General features: G+C 64.9%; 14 protein-coding genes. 9 read left to right on the plus strand and 5 right to left on the minus strand.

The annotated features are described in order from the left end of the window. Window positions 1–212: 212 nt before the first annotated feature. Together FHS94_RS15260 and FHS94_RS15265 are read right to left on the minus strand one after the other, a co-directional pair. Complete coding sequence (locus tag FHS94_RS15260; RefSeq protein ID WP_184059433.1) at window positions 213–1,667, minus strand: tryptophan 7-halogenase; 1,455 nt, start codon at window positions 1,665–1,667, stop codon at window positions 213–215. Next, complete coding sequence (locus FHS94_RS15265) at window positions 1,664–3,154, minus strand: tryptophan halogenase family protein (RefSeq protein ID WP_184059435.1); 1,491 nt, start codon at window positions 3,152–3,154, stop codon at window positions 1,664–1,666. Before FHS94_RS15265 ends, FHS94_RS15260 begins: the two co-directional genes overlap by 4 nt. Window positions 3,155–3,312: 158 nt before the next feature. On the opposite strand from FHS94_RS15265, the gene FHS94_RS15270 reads away from it, so the two are divergent. Further along, window positions 3,313–6,729: a TonB-dependent receptor gene (locus tag FHS94_RS15270; protein WP_184059437.1), complete on the plus strand. Its 3,417-nt coding sequence runs from the start codon at window positions 3,313–3,315 to the stop codon at window positions 6,727–6,729. A 73-nt stretch (window positions 6,730–6,802) separates the two neighbouring features. On the opposite strand, the gene FHS94_RS15275 is transcribed toward FHS94_RS15270, so the two are convergent. Continuing rightward, complete coding sequence (locus tag FHS94_RS15275) at window positions 6,803–8,035, minus strand: ROK family transcriptional regulator (RefSeq protein ID WP_184059439.1); 1,233 nt, start codon at window positions 8,033–8,035, stop codon at window positions 6,803–6,805. Between the two features lie 254 nt (window positions 8,036–8,289). On the opposite strand from FHS94_RS15275, the gene FHS94_RS15280 reads away from it, so the two are divergent. From FHS94_RS15280 to FHS94_RS15305, 6 genes are all read left to right on the plus strand, one after another. Beyond that, window positions 8,290–9,228 (plus strand): ROK family protein, encoded by a 939-nt coding sequence (locus tag FHS94_RS15280; RefSeq protein ID WP_184059695.1) that lies wholly within the window; start codon window positions 8,290–8,292, stop codon window positions 9,226–9,228. Window positions 9,229–9,266: 38 nt separating this feature from the next. Continuing rightward, window positions 9,267–12,707, plus strand: a complete 3,441-nt coding sequence (locus tag FHS94_RS15285) for a glycosyl hydrolase 2 galactose-binding domain-containing protein (RefSeq protein WP_246348651.1) — start codon at window positions 9,267–9,269, stop codon at window positions 12,705–12,707. A gap of 9 nt (window positions 12,708–12,716) precedes the next feature. Beyond that, window positions 12,717–13,442 carry a GDSL-type esterase/lipase family protein gene (locus FHS94_RS15290; RefSeq protein ID WP_184059441.1) on the plus strand — a complete coding sequence of 242 codons (726 nt, stop codon included), beginning with the start codon at window positions 12,717–12,719 and terminating at the stop codon, window positions 13,440–13,442. Continuing rightward, a complete protein-coding gene (locus FHS94_RS15295; RefSeq protein ID WP_184059443.1) occupies window positions 13,439–15,388 on the plus strand; it encodes a glycoside hydrolase family 97 catalytic domain-containing protein in 1,950 nt (649 codons plus the stop codon). The genes FHS94_RS15290 and FHS94_RS15295 overlap by 4 nt, the downstream gene beginning before the upstream one ends. Beyond that, window positions 15,385–16,401, plus strand: a complete 1,017-nt coding sequence (locus tag FHS94_RS15300; RefSeq protein WP_343055312.1) for a glycosyl hydrolase — start codon at window positions 15,385–15,387, stop codon at window positions 16,399–16,401. Before FHS94_RS15295 ends, FHS94_RS15300 begins: the two co-directional genes overlap by 4 nt. A 116-nt stretch (window positions 16,402–16,517) precedes the next feature. Continuing rightward, window positions 16,518–17,279, plus strand: coding sequence for a VIT1/CCC1 transporter family protein (locus FHS94_RS15305; RefSeq protein ID WP_184059445.1), 762 nt, complete (start codon window positions 16,518–16,520; stop codon window positions 17,277–17,279). A 75-nt stretch (window positions 17,280–17,354) separates the two neighbouring features. Here FHS94_RS15305 and FHS94_RS15310 read toward each other — a convergent pair whose 3' ends face one another. After that, window positions 17,355–18,455 (minus strand): energy transducer TonB, encoded by a 1,101-nt coding sequence (locus FHS94_RS15310; protein ID WP_221234804.1) that lies wholly within the window; start codon window positions 18,453–18,455, stop codon window positions 17,355–17,357. A gap of 742 nt (window positions 18,456–19,197) precedes the next feature. On the opposite strand from FHS94_RS15310, the gene FHS94_RS15315 reads away from it, so the two are divergent. Both FHS94_RS15315 and FHS94_RS15320 read left to right on the plus strand, forming a co-directional pair. Beyond that, entirely contained in the window at window positions 19,198–22,500 is a 3,303-nt protein-coding gene (locus FHS94_RS15315; RefSeq protein WP_184059449.1) for a TonB-dependent receptor domain-containing protein, read from the plus strand. 71 nt (window positions 22,501–22,571) lie between these two features. Next, window positions 22,572–23,564: a 2OG-Fe(II) oxygenase gene (locus tag FHS94_RS15320; protein ID WP_184059451.1), complete on the plus strand. Its 993-nt coding sequence runs from the start codon at window positions 22,572–22,574 to the stop codon at window positions 23,562–23,564. Between the two features lie 261 nt (window positions 23,565–23,825). Here FHS94_RS15320 and FHS94_RS15325 read toward each other — a convergent pair whose 3' ends face one another. After that, window positions 23,826–24,395 carry a YkgJ family cysteine cluster protein gene (locus FHS94_RS15325; RefSeq protein WP_184059453.1) on the minus strand — a complete coding sequence of 190 codons (570 nt, stop codon included), beginning with the start codon at window positions 24,393–24,395 and terminating at the stop codon, window positions 23,826–23,828. Between the last annotated feature and the right edge of the window lie 106 nt (window positions 24,396–24,501).

The raw sequence follows: 24,501 nt of genomic DNA on the forward strand, positions 1-24,501 counted from the left end.
GAGACTGCTGGGCGCTCTCGGAATGCGTCTCGTTGCACCTGCGGGCTGCCGCGGTTGCACGCATTTTTGCCAGGACGGGGCCAGGCTGGAGGTAGCGCTGCCGGGGCTGGCGGTGCTGTCATCAGCCGCGGGTTCGACGCGAGCGGATGACGGCTTCTGCCGGCACCACGATGCGTTGATCAACGGGCAGGCCCGATGCGCGGACTACAAGCTCAGTCCTGCGCCGTGTGGGGCTTCGGTACTCTCACGAAACTGATGCCGGGCGCCGGTGCGCCGTCGGGAAACTGAGCTGCTTGCATGGCGAGAGACCGACAGGCGCTCATCAAGGTCTGTCGCTCAACGTTCCGATCGGTGCCGAGCACTACCGGGTCGGGAACGGCGGGGCGAATCCCCTGCCCGAGGAGGACCGCACGCCAGGCGTCGGCGGGCACGCTGTCCTCGTCGCGATGCGGCAGCTGTCCGCGTCGGCGGAACTGGGCAAGCGTGTCCGCCAGTGACGACGGTGGTTCAACTGCTGACAACCCCGTCCAGAACGGGCCACGGCGTCGCCCGCCTGCCAGATAGTGCGCGGCGACGAAGTCGCGAAGGTGCTCGGTTCTAAGGCGGGCCCTCCGATTGTATTCCGCGACAAGGACGGGCTCCATGTCCCGAGCGGGCAGCAGTTCGAGCGCGAGAAGCAGATGGTGCGCCGCCAGGGTAAAGCCGGGCAGGGCGAGGGCGCCGAGTTGCGCGGCCCCGTCGCCCAGACGCAGCAAATTGCCGGTCCACCCATACGCAGCCGCACCGGGCGTCAGTTTCAGCGGTTCTGCCGCATCGCTGACAGGCTTTGCCTGCCCGATGCCCGCATTGAAGGCGACTGCGCCAATCCCCGTGTCGCCATGTGCCCACCGCGCACGCCACCCGTCGCCGACTGTTTCATACTCGTCGACCAGCCCCGACGCGTCGGTTCGTGTGACGGTCAGGCGATCCGCTGGGAGGACCCCGGACCAGTCCAGCCATTCCTCGCCCGGAAGCGGCTTGCCCGCCGCCCAAACGAACAGGTCCGCTTCTATCACGCGGCCGCTCGCCAGGCGGATCGCCCGCCAGCCGCCATCAGGTCCGGGCAGCGCGGCTTGCAAAGGGCCTTCGCTGACGACCACGTTCGCCCGTTGGCACCCCGCGCCGATAACCGCGCCAAAGCGGTCCGGGGCGAGGGCGAGCGTCACGTCCGCCTGCGCCAGTTCGGTCGAAACCAGTGCGTCCGGGGAGAAGCGGCCCGCTTCAGCCAGCGCGGCCGCGGGGAAAAGGTCGTGAAAGGCCATGCGGGCACCGGCATGAAGCCAACGCTGGTGGAGCGCGCCCGTGCCGGGGATGCGGACTGTCTCCCCCTCCGGGCACATCCAGCGGCCGCCCGACCGGCTCCAGCCAGTAAAGCGGCGGGCGAGAAGGGGAGCCGCAATGCCGCGGGCCAGCAGGTCCGCTTCCGCCAAGCCGAGTGAAGGCAGAAGCGGAAAGGCGGATGGCCACAGGCGCGGCAGCCGGTCCGCCAGCGCTTCGGCCGGAACAGGCATGGTGACCAGCTCGACGCGAGCGTGGGGCAGGGTGCGCGTCAACGCCAGCGCAGCCATCCCGGCGACGACCCCGCTACCGACAATCGCGACGGTGCGGATCGGGGGCGACGCACTCATGCCGCACGCATCAGCTGGTCACGGTGATCGGGCATGGCCGCGACCTCACGCGCGATCGCGGCGCGAAGTTCGGCCAGGGCACGGTCGAGCGCCTCCTCGCCCAGCAAATCGGCCCGTTGGTCCCAGCGTTCGGGAATGATCCCCTGGCCCAGATACACCGCCACCCAGCTGGGCTCCAGGAACAGGCCATAGCCATATTGCTGGACCTGCGCGCTCCGCCGCCAAAGCTCCAGCTTTTCCTCCAGGCTGTCCGGGATTCGCATGGTGCGGACATGATCCCAGAAGGGAGAATCGTCGCGGGTCGTGGCATGGTAGTGGAGGATCAGGAAGTCGCGGATGCGATCATATTCGGCGTCAACGGCGGCGTTGAAGCCGTCGCGGTCAACCGGCTCGATCGTCCGTCCGGGGAAGTGCTCCAGCAACCGCGTGATCGCCATCTGGACGAGGTAGATGCTGGTGGACTCGAGCGGCTCCAGGAACCCGGAGGCGAGGCCCACCGCGATCACATTGCCGACCCAACTCCTGCGCCGCCGCCCTGCCTTGAAGCGCAACAACCGTGGTTCGGCCAGTGAAGGCGTCTCCAGCGCGTCCAGCAATGCTGCTTGCGCGGTTGCATCATCGCAATGCGCGCTTGAATAGACATAGCCGTTGCCGACGCGATGCCGCAGCGGAATGCGCCAGCGCCATCCGGCCGGCATGGCGACCGCGCGCGTGAATGGCTCGATCGGTCCTGGCGGGGAGGCGCACGGCGCAGCAACGGCGCGATCACAGGGCAGCCAGTGCGACCAATCCTCCCACGGCTCATCCAGGGCGGTGCCAAGAAGCACACTGCGGAACCCCGAACAGTCGATGAACAGGTCACCCTCGATCCGCTGCCCGTCGGAGAGTTGCAGTGCGCGCACGTCACCGGTCGGGTCGTCGCGGTCGACATTGGCGACGAGCCCCTCGACGCGACGCACGCCGCGCTCCTCCGACCATGTGCGCAGGAATGGCGCAAACCGAGTAGCATCGAACTGATAGGCGTAGCCGAAGCTGTTGGTCACGTTCCGGTTCGACGGAAAGGCGAAGCGGCTCTGTTCCGCCGCGACCACGGCGGGTGAATAGTCGCCGATCGGGGAGGTGCCATCCGCCCCGCGACGTCGAAGCCAGTGATGGTGAAAGGCGATCCCGTTCAACGGTTGGCCATAGCTTCCGAACGGGTGAATGTAGCGGTCGCCGATCCTGCCGAAATCCCGGAACTCGATCCCGAGTTTAAAGGTCGCCTCTGTCGCGGCCATGAAGGCGTGCTCGTCGATGCCAAGGCGCGTGATGAAGGCCCGCAAATGGGGCAGCGTCGCCTCGCCAACGCCGACGATGCCGATATCGGCTGATTCGACCAGCGTGACCTTGCAAGCAGCGCCAGCCAGCGCCGACAGCGCGGCAGCCGTCATCCAGCCTGCCGTTCCCCCACCCAAGATGACGACCCGTGATCTTGGCTGGACCGGCATGTCTCTCTCCCTCCAGATATTCGTACCGTCCGCACTAATTATATCAACTTTCGATAATCTCTTGAGAGGCGCGGTGAAGCTTGTTACGAAAGATTCAAGCCCAGCCTCTTGGCTGGAAAGCACGAGCACCTGTCAGGGGCCAAAGGGAGGATCGAGAGATGAAGGCGCAGATTTCCGGCAGTCGGTGGGCCGCGACGGTGTCCGTGCTGGCATTGATGCTGGCTGGCGAAGCTTCGGCACAGACGACCGACAGGCCCGGTGCGGAACAGACCGACCCCAACCAGCCCGCACAGGGTGACAACGTCCAGTCGGCCGGACAGAGTGGGCTCAAGAAGCCCCTGTCCAATTCGACCAGCATAGAGGCGCAGGCGCAGACCGATCAGTCGCCGGTCACTCCCGCCGATGTTGCCACTCCGGAAGCGGACGCTGGCGAGGACGTGGTCGTTACCGGCATCCGGCAGTCGCTCGCCAACGCGCAGTCGCTGAAGCGCAACGCCGACACGGTGGTGGACGCGATCACGGCAGAGGACATCGGCGCGCTTCCCGATCGGTCGGTCAACGAGGCGCTTCAGCGCGTGCCGGGCGTCGCGATTACCCGCTTTGCCGCATCGAACGATTCGCAGCACTTCTCCGTCCAGGGATCGGGCGTGGTGATCCGCGGCCTCAGCTATGTTCGCGGCGAGTTCAACGGCCGTGACGCGTTCGCCGTCGGCGGCGGGCGCGAGATCGGCTTCAACGATATCCCGACCGAGATCGTCGGGTCGGTCGAGGTGTTCAAGAACCTGACCGCCGACCTGATCGAGGGTGGCATCTCGGGCAGCGTCAACATCAACACCCGCAAGCCGTTCGACAGCTCCAAGGACCTGTTGTTCCTGTCGGGCAGCATCAACGGCGGCGACCTTGAAGGAAAGAGCGCCCCGTCGGTGGTGGGCCTTGTGTCCAAGACCTGGGACACGTCGGGCGGCAGCCGCTTCGGCGTGCTCGCGTCGGGCACTTATTCGCGCATCCGCAGCCGCGCGGACTCCGTGTTCCTGTCGTCGTACCTGCCGCGCTACAATGACGACAAGAACGGCAACGGGGTTCAGGACGCGGGCGAGGGGCGCACCCTGAACGCAGGGACTGCCTATCAGTCCACGGTGTTCGATACATTCCCCGTCCCGGTCGGCCGCGACTTCGTGTACGCGCCGCTTGGTGGGGGATCGCGCACGCAGGATTTCGATCGCCGCCGCCTCGGCTTCTCGGGTGCGCTGCAATTCGAGAATGCCGACCGCACCTTCCTTGCGACCGCGCAGTTCGTCCGAACCGAGAGCACGGAAGAGTGGCTGGAGCACACGGTCGAGCCGAACGTCTATTATGGCGACGTCAACACCGTCTTCCCGATCGGCGCGGCTACTTATGATGACGACGGCGTTTTCACGTCGGGGACGCTGGGCAAGACCACCGGCCTGATTCAGGGCAATCGCCCGAATGGCGGCGGCTATGGACCGCTCGCGCAGTTCGCGCCCAACGGCATCTTCACGACCCAGTCCAACCGGCACTTCTATTCGAAGTCGATCACGCAGGATCAGTCGCTCAATATCAAATGGGAGCCGATCGACAGGCTGCACCTCAACTTCGATGGCCAATACGTTAAGTCGAAGCTGAACGCCGATGACGACATCCTGGATACGGGCACCTTCTCCCAGGTCGCGATCGACACCCGCGGCAAGGTGCCGACCATTCAGTTCATCACGCCATCTTCGGCGACCGATGCCAATGGCGCACTGATCGGCGGGCAGCAGAACACCGCCGCATACTTCGCTAACCCGAACTCGATCTATTTCCGCGACGCGTTCAACAACCTGGCGCGGAATGACGGGGACGAGTGGGCCTTCCGCGCTGACGCAGCCTATGATTTCAGCGACGGTGGCTTTTTGCGCCAGTTGCGCGTGGGCGGACGCTATTCCGATCGCCAGCAGACGGTGCGTAGCAACGACTACAGCAACTGGGGCAACGTATCCGAGACATGGGCGTCGGCTGGCCCGGTCAGCTTCGCCAACCTGCAGCCGGGCGACGGGCAGTTCTACAATTTCGAGAACTTCTTCCGCGGCCAGGCGGTAACGCCGCCGGGAACCACGTTCGTGCCGGATTCGGTGCTGAACGACCATGACGCATTGATGGAGCTGCTTCGCCGCGCGTCTGCCGCTGGCGGCGGCAGCTACACGCCGGTCGAGGACCGAACGCTCGACGGTTCTGCCCCGCCCAAGAACGCGGCGGGCCAGACGTTCCCCAACGCCAACCTGATCGACGGCTATTTCCGCCCGAACGAAATCTACAAGAACCGTGAGAAGACCTGGGCCGCTTATGCCCGGATCGACTTTGGCACCGACGACATCGGCGGCGGGATCGGGCTGAGCGGCAATGTCGGCATCCGCTATGTCCGCACCCGCGACGATTCAGTGGGGTCGATCACGTACCCCAACGCCAGCAGCATCTTCACGCCGGTTACCGAGCCCGGCTTTGGATCCAGCCTGTCGGAATATTGCCGCTATCAGCTCAGCCGTCCGAACGGTCAGGGTACCATCCCGGCGATCTGCACCATTTCGGCGGCGCAGCAGGCGAACGTACTGGCCTTTTCGAACGGCGCCTCATCGCCGGACACCGCCGTCCAGAAATATGATGACTGGCTGCCGAGCCTGAACCTGAAGCTGCAGGTTTCGCCAACGCTGCTGTTCCGTGTGGCGGCATCAAAGGCGTTGTCGCGGCCGAACTTCGGCGACCTGCGCAATTATATCGGTGCAACGCCGTCCGGCGGCAACGCGGCAGGCAGCTTCGGCTTCCAGGCAAGCGCGCGTAACCCGTTCCTGACGCCCGTTCGCGCCAAGCAGGTCGATGTCACCGCCGAATGGTATTTCGCCAAGGTGGGCTCGCTGACCGGTGCCTTGTTCTACAAGGACCTGTCGAACATCATTCTGGACAATTTCGGCTATATCCGGACCCTGTCCAATGGCGGGCAGACGTTCGACGTCGCGGTGAACGGGCCTGCCAACGTTAGCGGCAATTCGAACATCAAGGGCGCAGAAGTCGCGTACCAGCAGACGTTCGACTTCCTCCCCGGCCCGCTGAGTGGTCTTGGGACGCAGTTGACCTACACGTACGTGAAGGCCGGCAAAATCCCGAACTCCGTGCCAGCCAACGGCCCGGCCGATGGCAGCCGACCGCCGCAGGACATCACGGGCCTGTACAGCAACCTGCCGCTGCAAGGATTGTCGACCCACAATTTCAACGCGTCCGTGTTTTACGATTTCGCCGGTATCTATGCTCGCGTCGCGTATAGCTGGCGTTCGAAGTACCTGCTGACCAACCGCGATTGCTGCTTCCCGTTCCTGCCCGTGATGGCAACCGCGTCGGGGCAGATGGACGGGTCGCTGTTCTACACGGTCAACCCGCACTTCAAGATTGGCGTGGAGGCGCAGAACCTGCTCGACACGACCACGAAGACGCGGTTCCTCCTGAATGGCGATGGCCTCACGGCACCGCGTTCATTCTTCAAGAGCGACCGTCAGTACACCCTCAGCGTTCGCCTGACTCTGTAATCCTGCAGATACCACTCCCCCTTGCAGCCGCGGCCTCGTGCCGCGGCTGTCTTTGTTTGTGCCCCAGCAGCGCCTAGCGGCCTGCCTGGATCAGGATGGCGTCAGAGGGGAGCAGGTGAGCCAGCAGGGGCAGGATGGCGGCACCGATGGCGGGAGCATCCTGTGCCATGTCGGCAGGCATCACCGGGGCGCGGGCCGGGAGGGGCACGTTTTCCAGTTCCCGATTGAGGTCAGCGGCCAGCCGCTCGATCAGGGGCAGGGGAAGGCGGCCGCCGATCAACACGGCGTCGGGGTTGATCAGGCAATTAATAGCGATCAGCGGCTGGACCAGCGATCGCACGGCATCGGCAAGCCATTGGTCCACCACCGCAGCTGCCGCGCCGTTCAGGTCGGCCAGTTGCTCCACGCCGACTGTGAAGCCGACATCGCCCAAGCGGTCGAGCAGCGCGGATAGCGACACCGTGTCCTGTACCATGGCGCCGGGCCGGTCCGACGTTGGGTCCGGCATGAGGCCGATTTCACCCGATCGTGCGTTCGCTCCGCGGTGGTAGCTGCGATCGACGACGACCCCGCCGCCCAGTCCGGCGCTGACGAGCAGGTACACGAAGCTGGGGTTGTTGAACGCGGTCCCGTACTCCGCCTCCCCCAGTGCGGCCGCCGCAGCGTCGTTGTCGGTGTGGATGGGCCAGGGCAGCACCGGCGCCAGCAGTTCCGCGGGATCGATATCGAGCCATTGGTCATATGTGGCTGGCCGGTGGGGCAGGGCGATACGACCGAGTTCATCGGGCAGCGCGACACCAGCGCCGAGCACGCGGGAGCGATCAACGCCGCCCGCCTCAAGTGCAGGTGCCAGCTCGTCGCGAACGAACGCCACCACGTCGCCGGGCAGTGGCCAGGCATGTTCCCGCGTCACCCGGCTGCGCACGGAGCCAGCGAGATCGACGACAACTAGGGACAGGTGATCGCGATCGATGTTGAGGCCGATCGAAAACGCTCCATCGGGCGCAACCTCCAGCCGCAGCGCTGGCTGTCCGCGGCCGCCCTGGCGACGGCCGGTCACGCGGATGAGGTCAAGGTCGACAAGCCGGCTGGTGATGTTCGCGATGGTGGGCGCCGTCAGCCCGGTCTGCTCCGCAATCTCGACCCGAGTGATGCCGGGCGCAAGCCGGATCGCCTGCAGCACGGTGCGCTGGTTGTAGTCGCCCGCACGGGCAAGGTTCGTGCCCGACAATGACCGCGACAGCCGTCCGCCACGGCTGTCCCCGGTTCCTGAGTCACCTCGTGTTGATCTGATACGATCCAGCATGGGGCAATGGGGCTCCCTGTAAACGCTCTGCTTAATCCCGGCCGGGAAGGCCCGCCAAGCTTGCCGCCCATTAAGTCATGTTAGCGCTTCCATTGCACGTTTGACGAATACCAATTTTGATTTAATAAATTACAGGAGCGCTGATGGCCGGTGCAGACGCCGGCCAGACAAGGACGCTGCAAGGGGAGAGCGATGAACTCTGGGCTTAGGCTGCGCACGCGATCGCGAGACGATCTAGCAGGCCCTGCGGCGTGATGATCGAAGCGGGCAAGCTTCGTTCTGCAGGCGGGGCGACACGGGTTGCAGGAGTCGAGCTCGGCGGCACCAAATGCGTGGCTGTGCTGTCGCGCGACGGCACCCAGATCGACGAGCAGGTTACTGTCCCGACGAGCGATCCTGTTGCGACCCTGTCGGCGCTGGCCGGGGTTCTGGATGGCTGGTGGCGTAGCGAGCAGTTTCAGGCGCTTGGCATCGCATCATTCGGCCCGATCGCACTCGATCCGAACTTTCCTGAATATGGCCGCATCACCACGACGAGCAAACCGGGTTGGCAGGGGGCAGACGTGCTCGGCGCGCTTGCGGCCCCCTTTCCCGTGCCGAGCGCCTTCGACACCGACGTCAATGGCGCGGCACTGGCCGAAGGGCGATGGGGCGATGCGCGTGGCCTGGATGACTATGCCTATGTCACGGTCGGCACAGGGGTGGGCGTCGGGTTGATCGTGGCGGGCCGCCCGACGCGTGGCTTTGGCCATTGCGAGCTTGGCCATGTTGGCGTGCCGCGCCTGCCGGGGGCAGACTGGCCGGGCAATTGTCCCTTTCATGGCTCCTGCGTGGAAGGGCTGGCCTCTGGCAGCGCAATCGGTGCGCGAATGGCCCGCCTGGGCTGGGACCAGTCGCCGGCCCCCGACCACATGTTCTGGGATGAGCCGGCGGATGCCCTGGCCCAGCTATGCCAGATGCTGGTGCTCTCGACGGCGCCGAGACGGATCCTGATCGGGGGCGGGGTGACGAACGGGCAGCCGCACCTTCTGGACAAGGTGGAAGCGCGGCTTCGACAGATTCTGGCAGGTTATGTCGATCTGCCCGCGCCGACCGGCGCTTATGTCACCGGGCCGGGCCTTGGCGACCTGGCGGGACCGATGGGGCCGATCGCGATGGCTTTGACCCTTTGCGAACACCACGCCGCCAGTTGAGCGGCGACCATAAACATAGACTGATCAGGAGAGGCACGATGGCGACCAGGATGTGGAAGGCAGTAGCCGCAGCTACTCTGTTGGCGGGGGTAGCAACTATCGCGACCGGTCAGGAGCGAACGGGCCCTCTGGCCCTCCCGGCCGGGCCGTTCAACGTGTCGATCCTGGCTGGCGGTATCGGGGTGGAGCGTGACCTGACGGGCGCCGATGCGCTGGCGTCGGCGGGGTCGCCCTACACGCTTTCCACCTGGGTCCGCCCCGCTGCCCGCCAGGATGGGGAAGTCGTGCTGCTCACCCTCGGGACTGGGGAGGGGGCCTGCCGGTGTCTGGCGCTCCACGGCGGACGCGCCGTTGTCCGCGACGGTGACATTCGACTGACGGGCGGGGCCGTCGTGCTGCCCGGGCGCTGGACACACCTTGCCGCCTCGTCGGACGGACGCACGCTGACCTTGTTCGTCGACGGTCGTCCTGTTGCATCGCGCGCGGCGTCGTCGTCGGCGGTGGCAACGCACTTGTCGGTCGCTCCGGCAAAGGCGGGCGCCGCTCATTTTGGCGGTGACCTGGTCGATGCCCGAGTATCGGCGGCGAGCACCAGCGATCGAGAGATCGCTATCCGGGCCAAGGCGCGGCCGGATTTCGACCTGGTGCAGATGTGGCGGGTTGGCGTTGGATGGCCCTTTCAAAAGCAGGCCAATATCGGCCTCACCCGGCAACAGGACGCCTGGACCCTGCCGCAGACCCGCGACGGCGCATATTCCGCGCCAGTCGCCAAGCCCGTCCCGAAGCAGCCGGCGCTGGCGCCGATCGGCCCCGACCGGTGGCAGATCAATGGTTGGGAGCTTGCCTCCGCCACTGACGTGCCGGGCGATGGCGCGGCCCTGTCACGCACCGGCAAGCCGGCCGGCAAGGTCTGGCGAGCCGCCACGGTGCCCGGAACCGTGCTGACGACGCTGGTCGATCGCGGCGTTTACCCCGACCCCTATTATGGCCTGAACAACCTCAAGATCCCGGAAAGCCTGTCCCGCCAGGACTGGTGGTATCGGACTCGCTTCACCGTGCCGGCGGATGCGGCGGGCAAGAAGCTGACGCTGGTGTTCGGTGGCATCAACTACGCCTCTGAAGTGTGGATCAACGGCATTCGTCTTGGCGGAACGCGCGGCGCCTTTATCCGCGGCCAGTTCGACATCCAGCCCCAGGCGGGCGAGAACATCGTGGTCGTGCGCGTGTCGCCGCCGCCTCACCCTGGCATCCCGCACGAGCAATCCGTGGCGGGCGGAGTGGGCGAGAATGGCGGCCAGCTTGCCATCGACGGACCGACCTTTGTCGCGACCGAAGGTTGGGACTGGATCCCCGGCATCCGCGATCGCAACACGGGCATCTGGCGGCCCGTCGAGTTGCAGGCGCACGGCTCTGTCCGGATCGGTGATCCGCACGTCGTCACGGACCTGCCGCTGCCCCGGACCGATCGGGCCGACATCTATGTGACCGTGCCGATCAAGAACGACACGAGCGCACCGCGCCAGGTTACCGTTCGCGCCGGCTTTGACGCGGTGCGGGTAGAGCGCACGCTAACAGTCGCTCCCGGCGAAACGGCAGTGCGGTTCACCCCGGCAGAGTATCGGCAGCTGGCAGTGGCGAACCCGAAGCTGTGGTGGCCGAACGGCTATGGTGACCCGGCGATGCACGACCTCTCGGTCGAAGTGGTCGACGCCGGTACGGTCAGCGACCGCAAGCAGACCCGCTTTGGCATCAGGGAGGTGAGCTACGACCTGTCGCTGTTCGACCGGGCTGGTGCGCTGCGCCGGGTCAACGTCCAGACCACGAACGGAGCGCTTTCTGGCACCAAGCTGATCGACGTCCGGCATGAGGCGATCAAGGAAACGCCGACCGGCTGGGTGGAGTCGCTGACGACGGCGGGTGAATCCTCCCCCGCCGTGACGCAGATTGCGGATACCTTGCCCGAGCCGCACCTCGCAATCCGCGTGAACGGCGTTCGCATCGCCGCGCGCGGCGGCAACTGGGGAATGGACGATGCCATGAAGCGCGTCAGCCGGGAGCGGTTGGCCCCATACTTCCGCCTCCAGAAAGAGGCGCACATGAACATCATCCGGAACTGGATGGGCAACAACGACGAGGACGAATTCTACGATCTGGCCGATGAAAACGGCATTATGGTACTGAACGATTTCTGGCAGTCGACGCAGAATTTCCAGGTCGAACCGGACGACCCCTCGCTGTTCCTGGCCAACGCACGCGACACGATCGCACGCTATCGCAACCACCCTTCGATCATCCTGTGGTTCGGCCGCAACGAAGGTGTGCCCTATCCGACGCTGAACGAAGGGTTGGACAAGGCGGTGTTCGAGCTGGACGGGACACGCTGGTTTACGGGCAGCTCCAATACAGTGAACCTGCAAGGCTCCGGCCCGTACAATTACCGTCCGCCGGTAGGCTACTTCACCAACCTCGCCACCGGCTTTTCGGTGGAAACCGGAACGCCGTCGCTGTCCACGCTGGAGTCGATCAAGAGCTATGTTCCGGATGCGGACCGCTGGCCGCTTGGTGACGTGCTTGCCTATCACGACTGGCATTTCAGCGGGAACGGCGACACCAAGACGTTCTTGGCGGCGCTCGACACGATGTTCGGCGTAGCAACCAGTTTCGAGGATTTCGAGCGCAAGGCGCAGATGATGAACCTCGAAACCCACAAGGCGATGTTCGAAGGGTTTCTGGGCCATCTGTGGACCAAGAACTCGGGCCGCCTGTTGTGGATGACCCAGCCCGCATGGCCGTCCAATGCGTGGCAGATCTATTCATGGGATTACGACACCCACGCCGCCTATTATGGGTCGAAGAAGGCGGCCGAGCCCGTCCATGTGCAGCTGAACCAGCCGGGCAACGAACTCATCGTGCTGAACACCACACGGGAGGATCGGCATGGACTGACGGCGACGGCGCGGGTCACGACCCTGGACGGACGCGAATTGTTCACCCGTACCGACCGGGTCGATGCGCTCGCCAATCGTGCCACCCCGCTTGCAGCCGTGCCGCTCGATGGGCTGTTTGCGGCAAACCCGATGGTGCTGGTGCGGCTAACGCTCAATGACGCCGCCGGCGCACCCGTGTCGGAGAATTTTTACTGGCGCGGGCGCGACACGGCTGCGTACCGGGCGCTGAACGACATGGGCCAGGCGCCATTGACGCTTACCGCCGCAGCGCCGGTCGGCGACGGCCAGGATCGCCGGGTCACGGTGACGCTGGCGAATGCGAGTCAGACGCCCGCACTCGCCGCAAAGCTGACTTTGGTGGATGCCAAAGGCCAGCGTATCCTGCCTGCGTTCTACAGCGACAATTACGTGTCGCTGATGCCGGGGGAAAAGCGCTCGATCGAGGTGCGATACCCGGCCAGCATCGCCGCCGTCCCCAGCTTCACGTTGCGCGGTTGGAACGTCCCTGAACAGCGCGTTTCGGCACGATAGGAGGTGAGAGTGATTGAACGACGTCACTTGTTGGCCGGCGCCTTGGCCGCGCCCGTGGTCGGATCGATGCTGGCACGGCCTGCCTTTGCTGCCGATCATGCCGCAGCCGAGAAGCGCCTGCACGATGATTGGGCCTGGACCGGTCGCTATGTCGAGGAGAACCGGCAGCTGATCGCCTCTCGCGTGCCGGTTGGGATCGTGTTCATGGGCGACTCCATTACGCAGGGGTGGCGCGACAAGCGGCCCGGCTTCTTTCGTCCCGGGCGGATCGGGCGCGGCATCGGCGGGCAGACCTCGCCGCAGATGCTGGTGCGGTTCATGGCCGATGTCGTGGCACTGCGGCCCAAGGCGGTGCACATCATGGCGGGCACCAACGACATCGCCGGCAACACCGGGCCAATGACGCTCGAGCAGACCGAGGCGACCCTGACCGCCATGGCGCAGCTTGCAACGGCGAACGGGATCAAGGTGCTGCTTGCCAGTGTTCCCCCCGCAGGCAACTTTCCATGGCGTCCCGGGCTGGACACGGTGACGCCGATCCGCGCCATCAATGGATGGGCACGCGGTTGGGCCGCGCGCCAGCGTGCGACCTTTGTCGACTATACCCCGGTCCTTGCCGATGCTTCCGGCGCGATGAAGGCCGGCCTCGCCTATGACGGCGTGCATCCGACAGAGGCCGGCTATGATGCCATGGCGACGGTGATCGAGCCGGTGTTGAAGGGGATGGGCCTGTGATCCTCGCTGTTGCTCTGGCTGCGGCGGCGGTGCCGGTCACGCTGGCGTCGCCCGACGGGCATAACCAGGTCACCGTCGCGCAGGACGATCAGGGCCGCCCAACCTGGTCGGTCAGCCGCAATGGCGAGATCCTGATCGCGCCATCGCCCATCGCGCTGGAGCTGACGGACGACCGTATCGGCTATGGCATGGTTCGCGAGGGTGAGGAGCGGCGCAGCGGGGATGATCGCTACCCGATTGTCGCCGGCAATGCGGCGACGGGCGGTGGTGCGTATCGCGAGATGGTGGTGCACTTTCGCGAGCCCGCCGGTGCGCGGCGCCAACTCGACCTGGTGGTTCGGGCGACGGACAAGGGCGTCGCGTTCCGCACCGTGCTGCCGCTGCAGCCCGCCACCGCGGCGGCGCTGGTCCGTGTCGAGGAGACCGAGTTCCGCTTTCCGCAGGCGTGGCGCTGCTGGGGCTTTAACGTCGGCCATACCGGGTCGAGCCATGAAGGCGAGTTCGATCCCGTCGACACCACGAGGGTCCGCGAACACAATCTGTTCGACCTGCCGGTTCTCTGCCAAACAGGCCGGAGCGCATTCGCCCTGGCCGAGAGTGACCTCGGCGATTTTGGCGGCCTGTACCTGACGGGGCGCGGCGATGGCGGCCTGGGTTTCAGGGCGAAGCTGTCGCCGGCGCTGGACGACCCGCGGGTGGCGGTCAGGTCGCGGCTCGGCAGTCCGATCCGGACCCCCTGGCGCGTGGTCATGCTGGGCGACAGGGCAGGGGACCTGGTCGGCTCCACGCTGGTCAGCGACCTTGCCAGCCCGTCGCGCATTGCCGACACGAGCTGGATCAAGCCGGGCCTGTCCGCCTGGGACTGGTGGAACGGTTTTTCCGTTCACGGCAAGACCGACCAGGGCACCACGACCGATACGGCCAAGGCCTATATCGATTTCGCCGCTGCCCAGGGCCTGCCCTATGCCCTGATCGACGATGGCTGGTATGTGGGTTCGGGCAAGGCGCCGCTGGTGCTGCCCGGCACTGACCTGACCCGCCCCACCGATGCTTTCGACCTCGACGCGGTGCTGGCCCATGCCAAGGCCAAGGGTGTCCGCATCTGGCTGTGGGTGCACTGGCGCGCGCTGGACGCGCAACTTGAAGAAGCCATGACCTTTTTCGAGAAAAAGGGTGTCGCGGGCATCAAGGCAGACTTCATGGACCGTGACGATCAGGCGATCGTCGCCTGGTATAATCGCGTGCTCGAATCCGCGGCCCGCCACAGGCTGATGGTCAACTTCCATGGTGCCTTCACGCCGCGCGGCCTCAACCGGACATGGCCCAATTTCGTGACCCAGGAAGGCGTGCTGGGTGCCGAATACAACAAATGGTCGAGCCGCATCACCGCGCGCCACAACGTCATGCTCGGCTATACGCGCGCGCTGGTCGGGCCGATGGATTATACGCCCGGTGGTTTTCGCAATGTTGCGCCTGCTGCTTTCGCCTTTCGAAACGCGCTGCCGTTTGTGCAGACCAGCCGCGCGCATGGCCTCGCCATGTACATCGTCTATCCGAGCCCGGTCGCGATGGTGTCGGACAGCCCCGACACCTATGCCGCATCGCCGGCGGGGCTCAGCTTCATCAGGTCCGTGCCGACAGGCTGGGACGAAACGCGGTTCCTGGACGGAGAAGTCGGTGAACATATCGCGGTCGCCCGGCGCAAGGGAGCGCGCTGGTATATTGGCGCGATGAACGGGGAGAGCGCGCGTGACGTGTCGCTGCCGCTCAGCTTCCTTGGCTCGGGCAAGTTCACGGCAAGCCTGTGGCAGGACGGGGATGCTCCCGATCAACTGCGGGACGACGCGCGCAGGGTGTCCGCGAGCGATCGGCTGACGTTGCATCTGGCGGCGAGTGGCGGTGCCGTCGCCGTGGTCGAGCCGACAGGCATGGAGAAGAGGCGGTGAGCAACACTGGACCAGATTGGAGCCGGCGCAAGGCCCTGGCCGGTGCCGCCGCAGCCGGATTGCTGTCGGCGATGCCGGGGCATCTGGCGGCGGCGCGACGGTCATCGCACAGGCTCAGCAACCCAACGGCTTCGGCGGAGGCGAAGGCGCTTTATGCGTATCTCTGGTCGCACTATGGCAAGCACACGCTGACCGGGCAGCAGGAGCGGCCGGGTGGCCATGGCCAGGAGCTGGAGTACCTCCAGCGCACGACCGGCAAGCTGCCGGCCATTCTTGGCCTCGACTATATCGATCCTGCGGATCTGGCGGGGGTCAATACGCGGGCAACCGACTGGCACCGGTCGGGCGGGATCGTGACGCTGTGCTGGCATTGGGGCGCACCGGACATCGGTACCGGGTACGAAAACTCGAAAAAGGACTTCGACGTCGGGCAGGCGCTGACGCCGGGCACGCCGCAGAACAGGCTGATGCTTCAGCAAATGAAGCAGGTCGGCGATCTGCTGGCAGAGCTGCGCGACAAACGGGTGCCCGTGTTGTGGCGGCCGTTTCACGAATTCAGCGGCGATTGGTTCTGGTGGGGGAAGCACGGGCCCGACGCGTTCAAGGCGTTGTGGCGGCTGATGTACGATGACTTTGCCCGGACACGCGGCCTCGACAACCTGATCTGGGTGCTTGGCTGGGCGGGGCAGAATGTCGATCCGGCCTATTATCCCGGTCGCGCTTACGTGGATGTCGCGGGCGCCGACATCTATGTCGAGGATCATGGCAACCTGGCGCCGATGTTTGGAAAGGTGAAGGCGATCGTCGGCGACACGGTGCCGATCTGCCTGCACGAGAACGGGCCGATCCCCGATCCTGCGCTGCTGGGTCCACAGGCCGACTGGCTGTGGTTCATGACCTGGCACACCCGATGGCTGACCGATCCGTCGCAGAACGATGCGGCGCGGCTGGCTCGCTTCTACGCTTCTGACAGGTTCATCACCAAGGATGAGGTGAAACTGGCTCGCCGGTGATCGCGCGGCGAGCACGTTCCGCACGAGGGATAGAGGCGGGTCAGGCGGACCGACAATTAATCATCGCACATCTGGAACCCTAGTGGCACGATGGGCCAGCAGACTGAGAGTCCACGATGACTGTCGATCAATCCACGGCTGTCACCCCTGCGCCTCGCGATACGCGGGATGCCGGCGATCCGCCTGGGCCGCCGCTGGAACACCACCTGGTTCACCGCACCGGCTGGCTTCGCGCGGGAGTGTTGGGGGCGAACGACGGGATTATTTCGGTTTCGAGTTTGCTGGTCGGGGTAGCCGCTGCGCCGAGTGCCACTCATGCCAAGGTGCTGCTGGCGGGGGCGGCGGCTCTGGTCGGTGGCGCGCTGTCGATGGCCGCCGGCGAATATGTTTCGGTCAGCTCGCAGTCCGACACTGAACGCGCCGACCTTGCCCGCGAGCGAGCCGAACTGGCGCGCGTGCCCGAGCAGGAAACGGCTGAACTTGCCGCCATCTATGTGTCACGGGGCGTCACCCCTGTAGTGGCGCGCCAAGTCGCCGAACAAATGATGGCGCATGACGCGCTGGGTGCTCACAAGCGCGATGAACTCGGCCTGTCGGACGAGCTGGCGGCCCGCCCGGTGCAGGCCGCCTTATCGTCGGCGCTTGCCTTCACGGCTGGAGCAATCGTGCCAGTGCTCGTCGCCTTTGTCGCTCCGATAGACAGCATCGTCATCACCGTTTCCGTGATCGCGTTGCTGCTGCTGGCGTTGTTGGGCGCGATTGGCGCATGGATCGGCGGCGCGAAGATCGGCCGTGCGGTTGCGCGCGTCACGTTATGGGGTGTCGTCGCAATGGGTGCGACGGCCGCGATCGGGCACCTGTTCGGGGCGCCTGTGTGAACAGGCCACGGCACCGACGACAGCAGGCTGCGCTCATCCCAACCCCGTCCGACAAGCCCCGCCACGTCGCGGGTGTCAGCCGTCCTTGAGAGGGAGATAGTTGCTATCAGGGGTCATGTCGATCGAGACGACCCGCGGCGTTGGCGAGCGGTACAGAAGGTGTGAGCCAGACCGTGCTACAAGGTCGCCGACGAATGAGTAGCGCACCGTTTGCCGCAGGCCCGTTGATCCGGAAAGTGCCATGGGCATGTAACGGCGCTGGCTGGTCGCCTGGATCACCGGCCGAAGCCACTGCCGCTCCAGGTGGCCCGATTTCGCGACTAGCTGAACATCGCCAACATGCCCGTCTGGGGTGACCAGAAAGCTGATGTCGGCCCAGGGCGTGTCAGAGTTCGCGGTCAGGTCGTGAATACTCGGGGCGAGTTCGACAGGTGGTGAATAGAGCAGCGTAGGGCGTGTTGATGCAAGCGGCTCCATGCGTGCAATGGCAGCGTCGAAGGCGGCGTCCCGCTCGCTCGCTTTCCTGGTCAGTTGGACCTGGATCAACTGGCAGGCATTGCGAAAGGGCGCCATGTCTGCATCTGACGTTTGCTGTATCTCCTTCACCGCGGCGCGCGCGCGGCCGTTGTAGATGGACTGGGTGCTCGCCACGGCGGAGAGCAGCACTGCCTTGCGCAGCATTGCCATACCCTCGACAGGTCGAAGCGACAGCCGCCTGGCCTGGCTCCGCACTGTGTCATAGCGCTCGATCGCCTCGTCGAGGCGACGATCCCTGGCGTACGCGTCACCAACCTCCAGCCGTGCCAGCAGAACGCGAACATCGTCCTTGTTCAATCCAGCCTTTAAAGCGTCAACAGCGTCGATCATCAGCAACTGTTCGGAATCCGGAAGTCCGACCAGGCCGGTAATCCGGCCGGTTGCCCTGTGGAGTCCCGCTACCTCGACCGGGATGGATGATGCGTAGCGTGCGTTCCTGTGGCGAGCCTTTCTCAGGGTTTCGCGGCTCCCCGCATAATCACCCAGCGCAAACTGACCGTTGGCGTACTCTTGGGAACGGACGATGTCGTCCGTGGCCGGGCAATGACTTTGCAGACAGTCGTCGACCGCTTTCTTGAGGCTGGCGAGCGACACGCCCGTGACGACAACGTCCCTCGCGCGCGTTTCGGAAGCAGGCACGCGAGCGGTCCCGGCCGGCGATGTCGCAGCTTGCAGCAGCAAGAGAATTGAAGCGATCAAGGCCTGGGTCCCATTCTACTCATGATGGACAAGTTCCCAGGTCACCGAATGACCCAGCCTTGCCTTGATTGCCAAGGTGATAGCGCCCGCAGCAAAAGGCCAGAGCGTATTTTGTCGATATGGGGCCAATCCGGCCAACACCTGCGCGGGGACGATGTGGCTCACATCAAAGGCTGTACTGCCGGGGACAGCATTGCCGGCTTAATGAGTCGGGAAGTCAGTGACCGAAAATCCGGCGGTGAGATCAGACATGTAAAAGCTGGACCCAAGGGCTGTAAAGTTGCGAGTGCCCGGTGTATCATCAACAAACGCCACGCCAGAACACTCTCCCTTAAAACGCTAAGCCATCATAGCACTTCGGGGGCGATAGCCTCTCTCAGGTTCATCTGAGCGGGACCTTGACGCAACTTCGCGTCTGGCAGAATCGACTTCTTGCAGGGGTCGACGATACTCGATCCAGGAGCGTCGTACTGGGCAGCGATGCTCGCCTGCCCGCAACCGGCTTACATGACTGCAACACCTTCTATTTAGACGACAACATGATTGTAACATGAATGACACACCGACGCGAAAAACTAAGCGCACAACCACGTGCGCTTAGTAATATGTTGCGTCGCGGCGCGATCCGCCCTTTTCTGATCTCAACAGGAATACCTGTGACGTTAAAGGGGTGAAAACCACAATGAAGATTACGCAGCTGATGGGCGCGACGGCCCTTGCAGGGTCGCTGGCCCTCGCATTCCCCGCCCTCGCTCAGACGACTTCGCCCACCACGGGTGCCGGCGACGTCGTCAATCCTGGCCAGGCGGATGCGGACAGCGCCGTTGCTCGTAACGCCGGTTCGGTCCAGTCGGTCGAGGACGATGGCGAAGCCAACACCGTTGTCGTTACCGGCACGCGCATCGCGCGCCCGAACGACGTATCGCCGATCCCGGTCAGCACGGTTACTGCCGGCGAGCTCGCCGTCACTGCCCGTACCTCCGTCGGCGACGTCCTGAACGACCTGCCGCAGCTGCGCAGCACCTACAGCCAGTCGAACTCGACCCGGTTCCTCGGCACCGCGGGCCTCAGCCTGCTCGATCTTCGCGGCCTTGGCACGCAGCGCACGCTGGTGCTGGTCAACGGCCGCCGCCATGTCGGCGCGGACGTGCTCAACAATGCCGTGTCCGTTGACGTCAACACCATCCCGACCGACCTGATCGAGCGTGTCGACATCGTCACGGGCGGTAACTCGGCCGTGTACGGCTCGGACGCCCTCGCCGGCGTCGTGAACTTCATCCTGAAGGACAGCTTCCAGGGCGTGCAGCTGCGCGCGCAGGGTGGCATCAGCGAGCACGGCGACGCGGGTGCATATTTCATCAGCGGCGTTGCGGGCAAGAACTTCGCCGACGGTCGCGGCAACATCGCGCTGAACGTCGAATATGCTCGCCAGAACAGCCTTTATGCGTCGCAGCGCTCTCACTATCGCCGCAACGACACCTTCCTCACCGTTGATTCCGACACCGCGACGGACCGGGTCAATGGCAACCTGAACTATGACGGCAACCCCGACTCGGTCTTCTTCCGCGACGTGCGCGGCGCGACGATCAGTTCGAACGGCCTTGTTGCGTTCGGCAGCCCGACCGGTGCCTGCGGCCGCGACGTTGTTGGTCGTGCCTTCACCTGCAACTACCTGTTCCAGGCAGATGGTTCGCTGGTTCCCCAGACCGGCACCCGCGTCGGCCTGTCGGGTGGTACCGCGGCAGTGTCCACCGTCACGCCCGCTGGCTCCTTCATTGGCGGCAACAACGAAACCCGCCGCGAAGGCCAGCTGGTTCAGCTGCAGCCGCAGCTCGACCGTTACACGGCGAACCTGATCGGCCACTTCGACGTGTCCGACGCGTTCAAGCCGTTCGTTGAAGCAAAGTATTCGCGCACCGAATCGGTCGGCCAGGGCACCTCGGGCCCGGCATTCTTCACCGGTTCCACCATCGATGCGCTGTACGAGCGGCCACGTCTCGACAACCCGTACCTGTCCGCCGCTGCCCGCGGAACGATCGCGACGCAGCTGCTCGCGAGCGCAAACGCCGGGTTCAACCCGACGACCGGCGCAGCTTTCACAAACACGCTGAATGATGACGGTTCGGTGCTGCGTACGGCGGCCCAGAACCAGGCCAACACGATTGCCGCGATCAACGGCGGTTCGCAGCGCTTCATTCTGCGCAAGAACCTGGTCGATCTGGGCGTTCGCACCGAAGCGGCCAAGCGTGAGACGTACCGCATCGTAGGCGGCGTTCGTGGCGACATCGCTTCGGACATCCGGTACGAAGTGTCGGCCAACTATGGCGAGTTCAGGGAGCAGACCAAGGTCCTGGGCAACGTCAACGTTCAGCGCCTGTCGCTGGCGCTCGACTCGACCCGCAATGCAGCCGGCCAGATCGTCTGCGCGGCACAGGCCGCACCGTCACGCGCCAACGGCACGGGCGAAGATCTTGCCGGGAACGCGGCGATCCTCGCGGCGGACATCGCCGCTTGCCAGCCACTGAACCCGTTCGGCTCCAACGTTTCGGAGGCAGCGCGCAACTACATCCTCCAGAACACGGTTTCGCGCGGCAAGATCACGCAGTTCGACGCAACGGGCTTCATCTCGGGCACGACCGACAGCTTCTTCCGTCTGCCAGGCGGTGGGATCGGCTTCTCCGTCGGCGCTGAATATCGTCGTGAGACGAACTTCTTCCGCGCTGACCCGCTGGTCGAGCAGGGCTACACCTTCTACAACGCCCTGACGCCGTTTACGCCGCCTTCGTTCGAGGTGAAGGAAGCGTTTGGCGAAATCGAACTGCCGCTCCTGCGCGACCTGCCGATGATCAAGGAACTGACCATCAGCGGCGCAGGCCGTGTGTCGGACTACAAGGGTTCGGCCGGCACGGTGTACACCTACTCGCTGAGCGGCACCTATGCGCCGATCCGCGACATTCGGTTCCGCGCCAACATGTCCCGCGCCGTCCGTGCGCCTAACCTGTCCGAGCTGTATTCGCCGCAGGGCCAGAACTTCGCGCCTGGCTTCAGCGACCCGTGCTCGGCGATCAACATCGCCAACGGCACCCAGTACCGCGCTGCAAACTGCGCCGCGGCGGGCGTTCCGGCCTCCTACGACTACCGCTATGCGCAGTCGCTGGAGATCCTGAGCGGTGGCAACCCCGAACTGGCTGCGGAAACCAGCAAGTCGTACACCTATGGCGTGCAGATCCAGCCCAGCTTCGTTCCGGGGCTGAGCCTGTCGGTCGACTACTTCAACATCAAGGTGAACAACGTCATCACGGCCCCCAGCGCGCAGGGGATCGTGAACAGCTGCTATGACTCGCCGACGACGAGCAACCAGTTCTGTTCGTTGTTCACTCGCGTCGCTGCTGGCGGAACCGGGCCGAACGGAGAGGAAGCTTTCCGGATCGTCGAGGGTAACCTTCAGCAGACGCTGCTGAACTACGCCAAGCTGCAGGTGCGCGGCATCGACGCCGACCTCGCCTATACCCACAAGTTCGGTGATACGCGTCTGACCAGCCACCTGGTCTATTCGCATCAGTTCCAGAACGACTCGTTCACTGATCCGCAGCAGCCCGGTTTTGCCGACACGTTCCTTGGTGAAGTTGGTACGCCGCGCGACGAGGTGAACTGGAACATCGGCGCTGACTTCGGCGTCCCGTTCGTCAACCTCGAGCTGCACTACATCGCCAAGCAGGCTGTCGGTGCGATCGAGAACCACAGCACGTTCCAGGGCCGCGCACCGCAGAACCTGGATGATTATGACATCCCGTTCTATCCGGCGGTGTTCTACATCAACACGCGGTTCGGCGTTAACATCACGCCGGGATCGAACTTCTACGTCGGTGTGGACAACCTGACCGATCAGCTGCCGCCGCTGGGTGCGACCGGCACTGCGTCGGGCTCGGCGATCTTCGAGAACGTTGGCCGTCGTTTCTACGCGGGCATCACTGCGAAGTTCTAAGTCACAGACGATCGATTAACTGGAAGGGCCGGGTATTTCCCGGCCCTTCTTTTTTGTGCGATGGGCCATCCATGCCGGCGCCGCACGACAGCATCATCACAAGGGCCAATTCGCTGCTTGCCGGAGGGCGGGTCCATGATGCGATTGCCCTGGCGACCAGGGCCGCGCAGGCGGGTGATCCTGATGCGCTGATGCAGGTTGCGATCTGGCGGCTTTCCGGACATCCTCTACCTCGTGACCTGCCGGAAGCGCGCCGGCTGCTACGCCGCGCGGCAGAAGCCGGCCATGCCGACGCGGCTTTGACGGAGGTCGCACTGGTCGGAAACGGCAGTGGTGGGGCGCCGGACTGGCCCGGTGCGCTGGCCCTTCTTCGGTCGGCGGCCCGCCGCGACGCCACGGCAGCCGCTCACCTGGCGCTGGTCGAGGCGATGGCGCTTCGCCCTGACGGGGCGCCGTCCACCCTGTTATCTGGCGATCGGCTCAGCACGTCCCCGGACGTCACCCGCTTTCGCCAATTCTGCACGCCTGCCGAATGCGCTCATGTTGCATCAGCCGCGCAGCACCTCCTGGCCCCCTCGGCGGTGGTGGATCCCCGCACTGGCCGGCTGACCGAGCACCCTGTCCGCACGTCGGATGGCGGAGTGTTTCCCCCCACGCGCGAGGACCTGGTGTTGCAGGCGATCAATCGCCGCATCGCCCTTGCCACCAATACGGCCGTCGCGCAGGGCGAGGGTCTGGTGGTTCTCCGTTACCGCCCCGGCCAGCAGTTTCGCCTGCACCACGACTGTCTGCCTGGCGTGCGAAATCAGCGGATAAGGACGGTGCTGATCTACCTGACCGACGAGTTCACCGGCGGCGAGACGCAATTCCCCGCCGCGTCGCTGACGGTGCGGCCGCAGGTCGGGGACGCGGTGCTATTCACCAATACGCTCAGCGACGGCCGCCCGGATCCTTCTGCGACCCATGCCGGCCTGCCGGTCAGCACCGGGACCAAATGGCTCGCAACCCGCTGGATCCGCGCGAACCCTGTTGACCCCTGGAACGCGGCGCAAACGGCCAGTTAGGTCGTGCCGTATGTCCCCCGAGAACGCCGCCTGGCGTGCCAGCCGTTAGTGGAACGACCGAGCAGGTCGGCGATCATCGGCACACGCGACGACACTTCGGCGGTGGCCCGCGTCCGCTTGACTGCTGCGCTCAGGCCCACTGCTCGTCACAAGCATCGGCTTCGCCACCCGGCTTGTGTGTGCATGTGAACGGACGGCCGAGATCAGGACGACGTCAGCGCGCCGCGACCGTCCGTAACCGGGCCATGGACACCTTCAATTCTATCGGGCCTGTTCCCCCGGCGTGAAAAGGCCATAGAGGTCGCGCCATGCGCGCACCTCGCCCTCTATATATTCGGGTGCGGGAGTTCCCGAGAGAACATGTTGAGCGACCTCGTTGTCCGGGTGCATCAGCATCTTCTTCGATCCGTCACTGAACCAGACGGGGACCAGCTGATCGCATACGCTGTCGAGCACCTTTGCCGCCAAGCCATTCTCGATCGCGGCGCTGCCGGCGAGCAATCGGACGTTGATCGACACACCCTCGAAGCAGTTCTGGGGTTCCCGGGCGAAGTTCAGCGACACGAGAAGGCCGGAGCGGTCGGGCCTGGCTTCGTCAGGCATGCTTGCCACCCTTCGCCAAACGCAAAACCATGTTCGGCAGATGCCCGGACGTACGGCATGGATAGAGCACCCGCGCGCGCTGAGGTGAGTGCACGGTACCCCGGCAGGCTTTTTGAAATCCGGAGCATCGACTTTCAGGACCGTGCAGCACGCCGTGCACCCGCCGCAGCTCCGTTCGGCCAGAACCGGTCCAAGCAGGGCTGTTTCCAGGTCGGCGTCGGCTTGCATATGCCGACTAAGTGCTTGCACCGGGGTCACGGCACAAGAGGCGGCGTTCTTCGGGCGAGCCAGCACATGAGGTGGTCAAGAACAAGCTTCTGGCGCGGAACACTCA

Source organism: Sphingomonas aerophila, assembly GCF_014199305.1.
Taxonomy (GTDB): domain Bacteria; phylum Pseudomonadota; class Alphaproteobacteria; order Sphingomonadales; family Sphingomonadaceae; genus Sphingomonas; species Sphingomonas aerophila.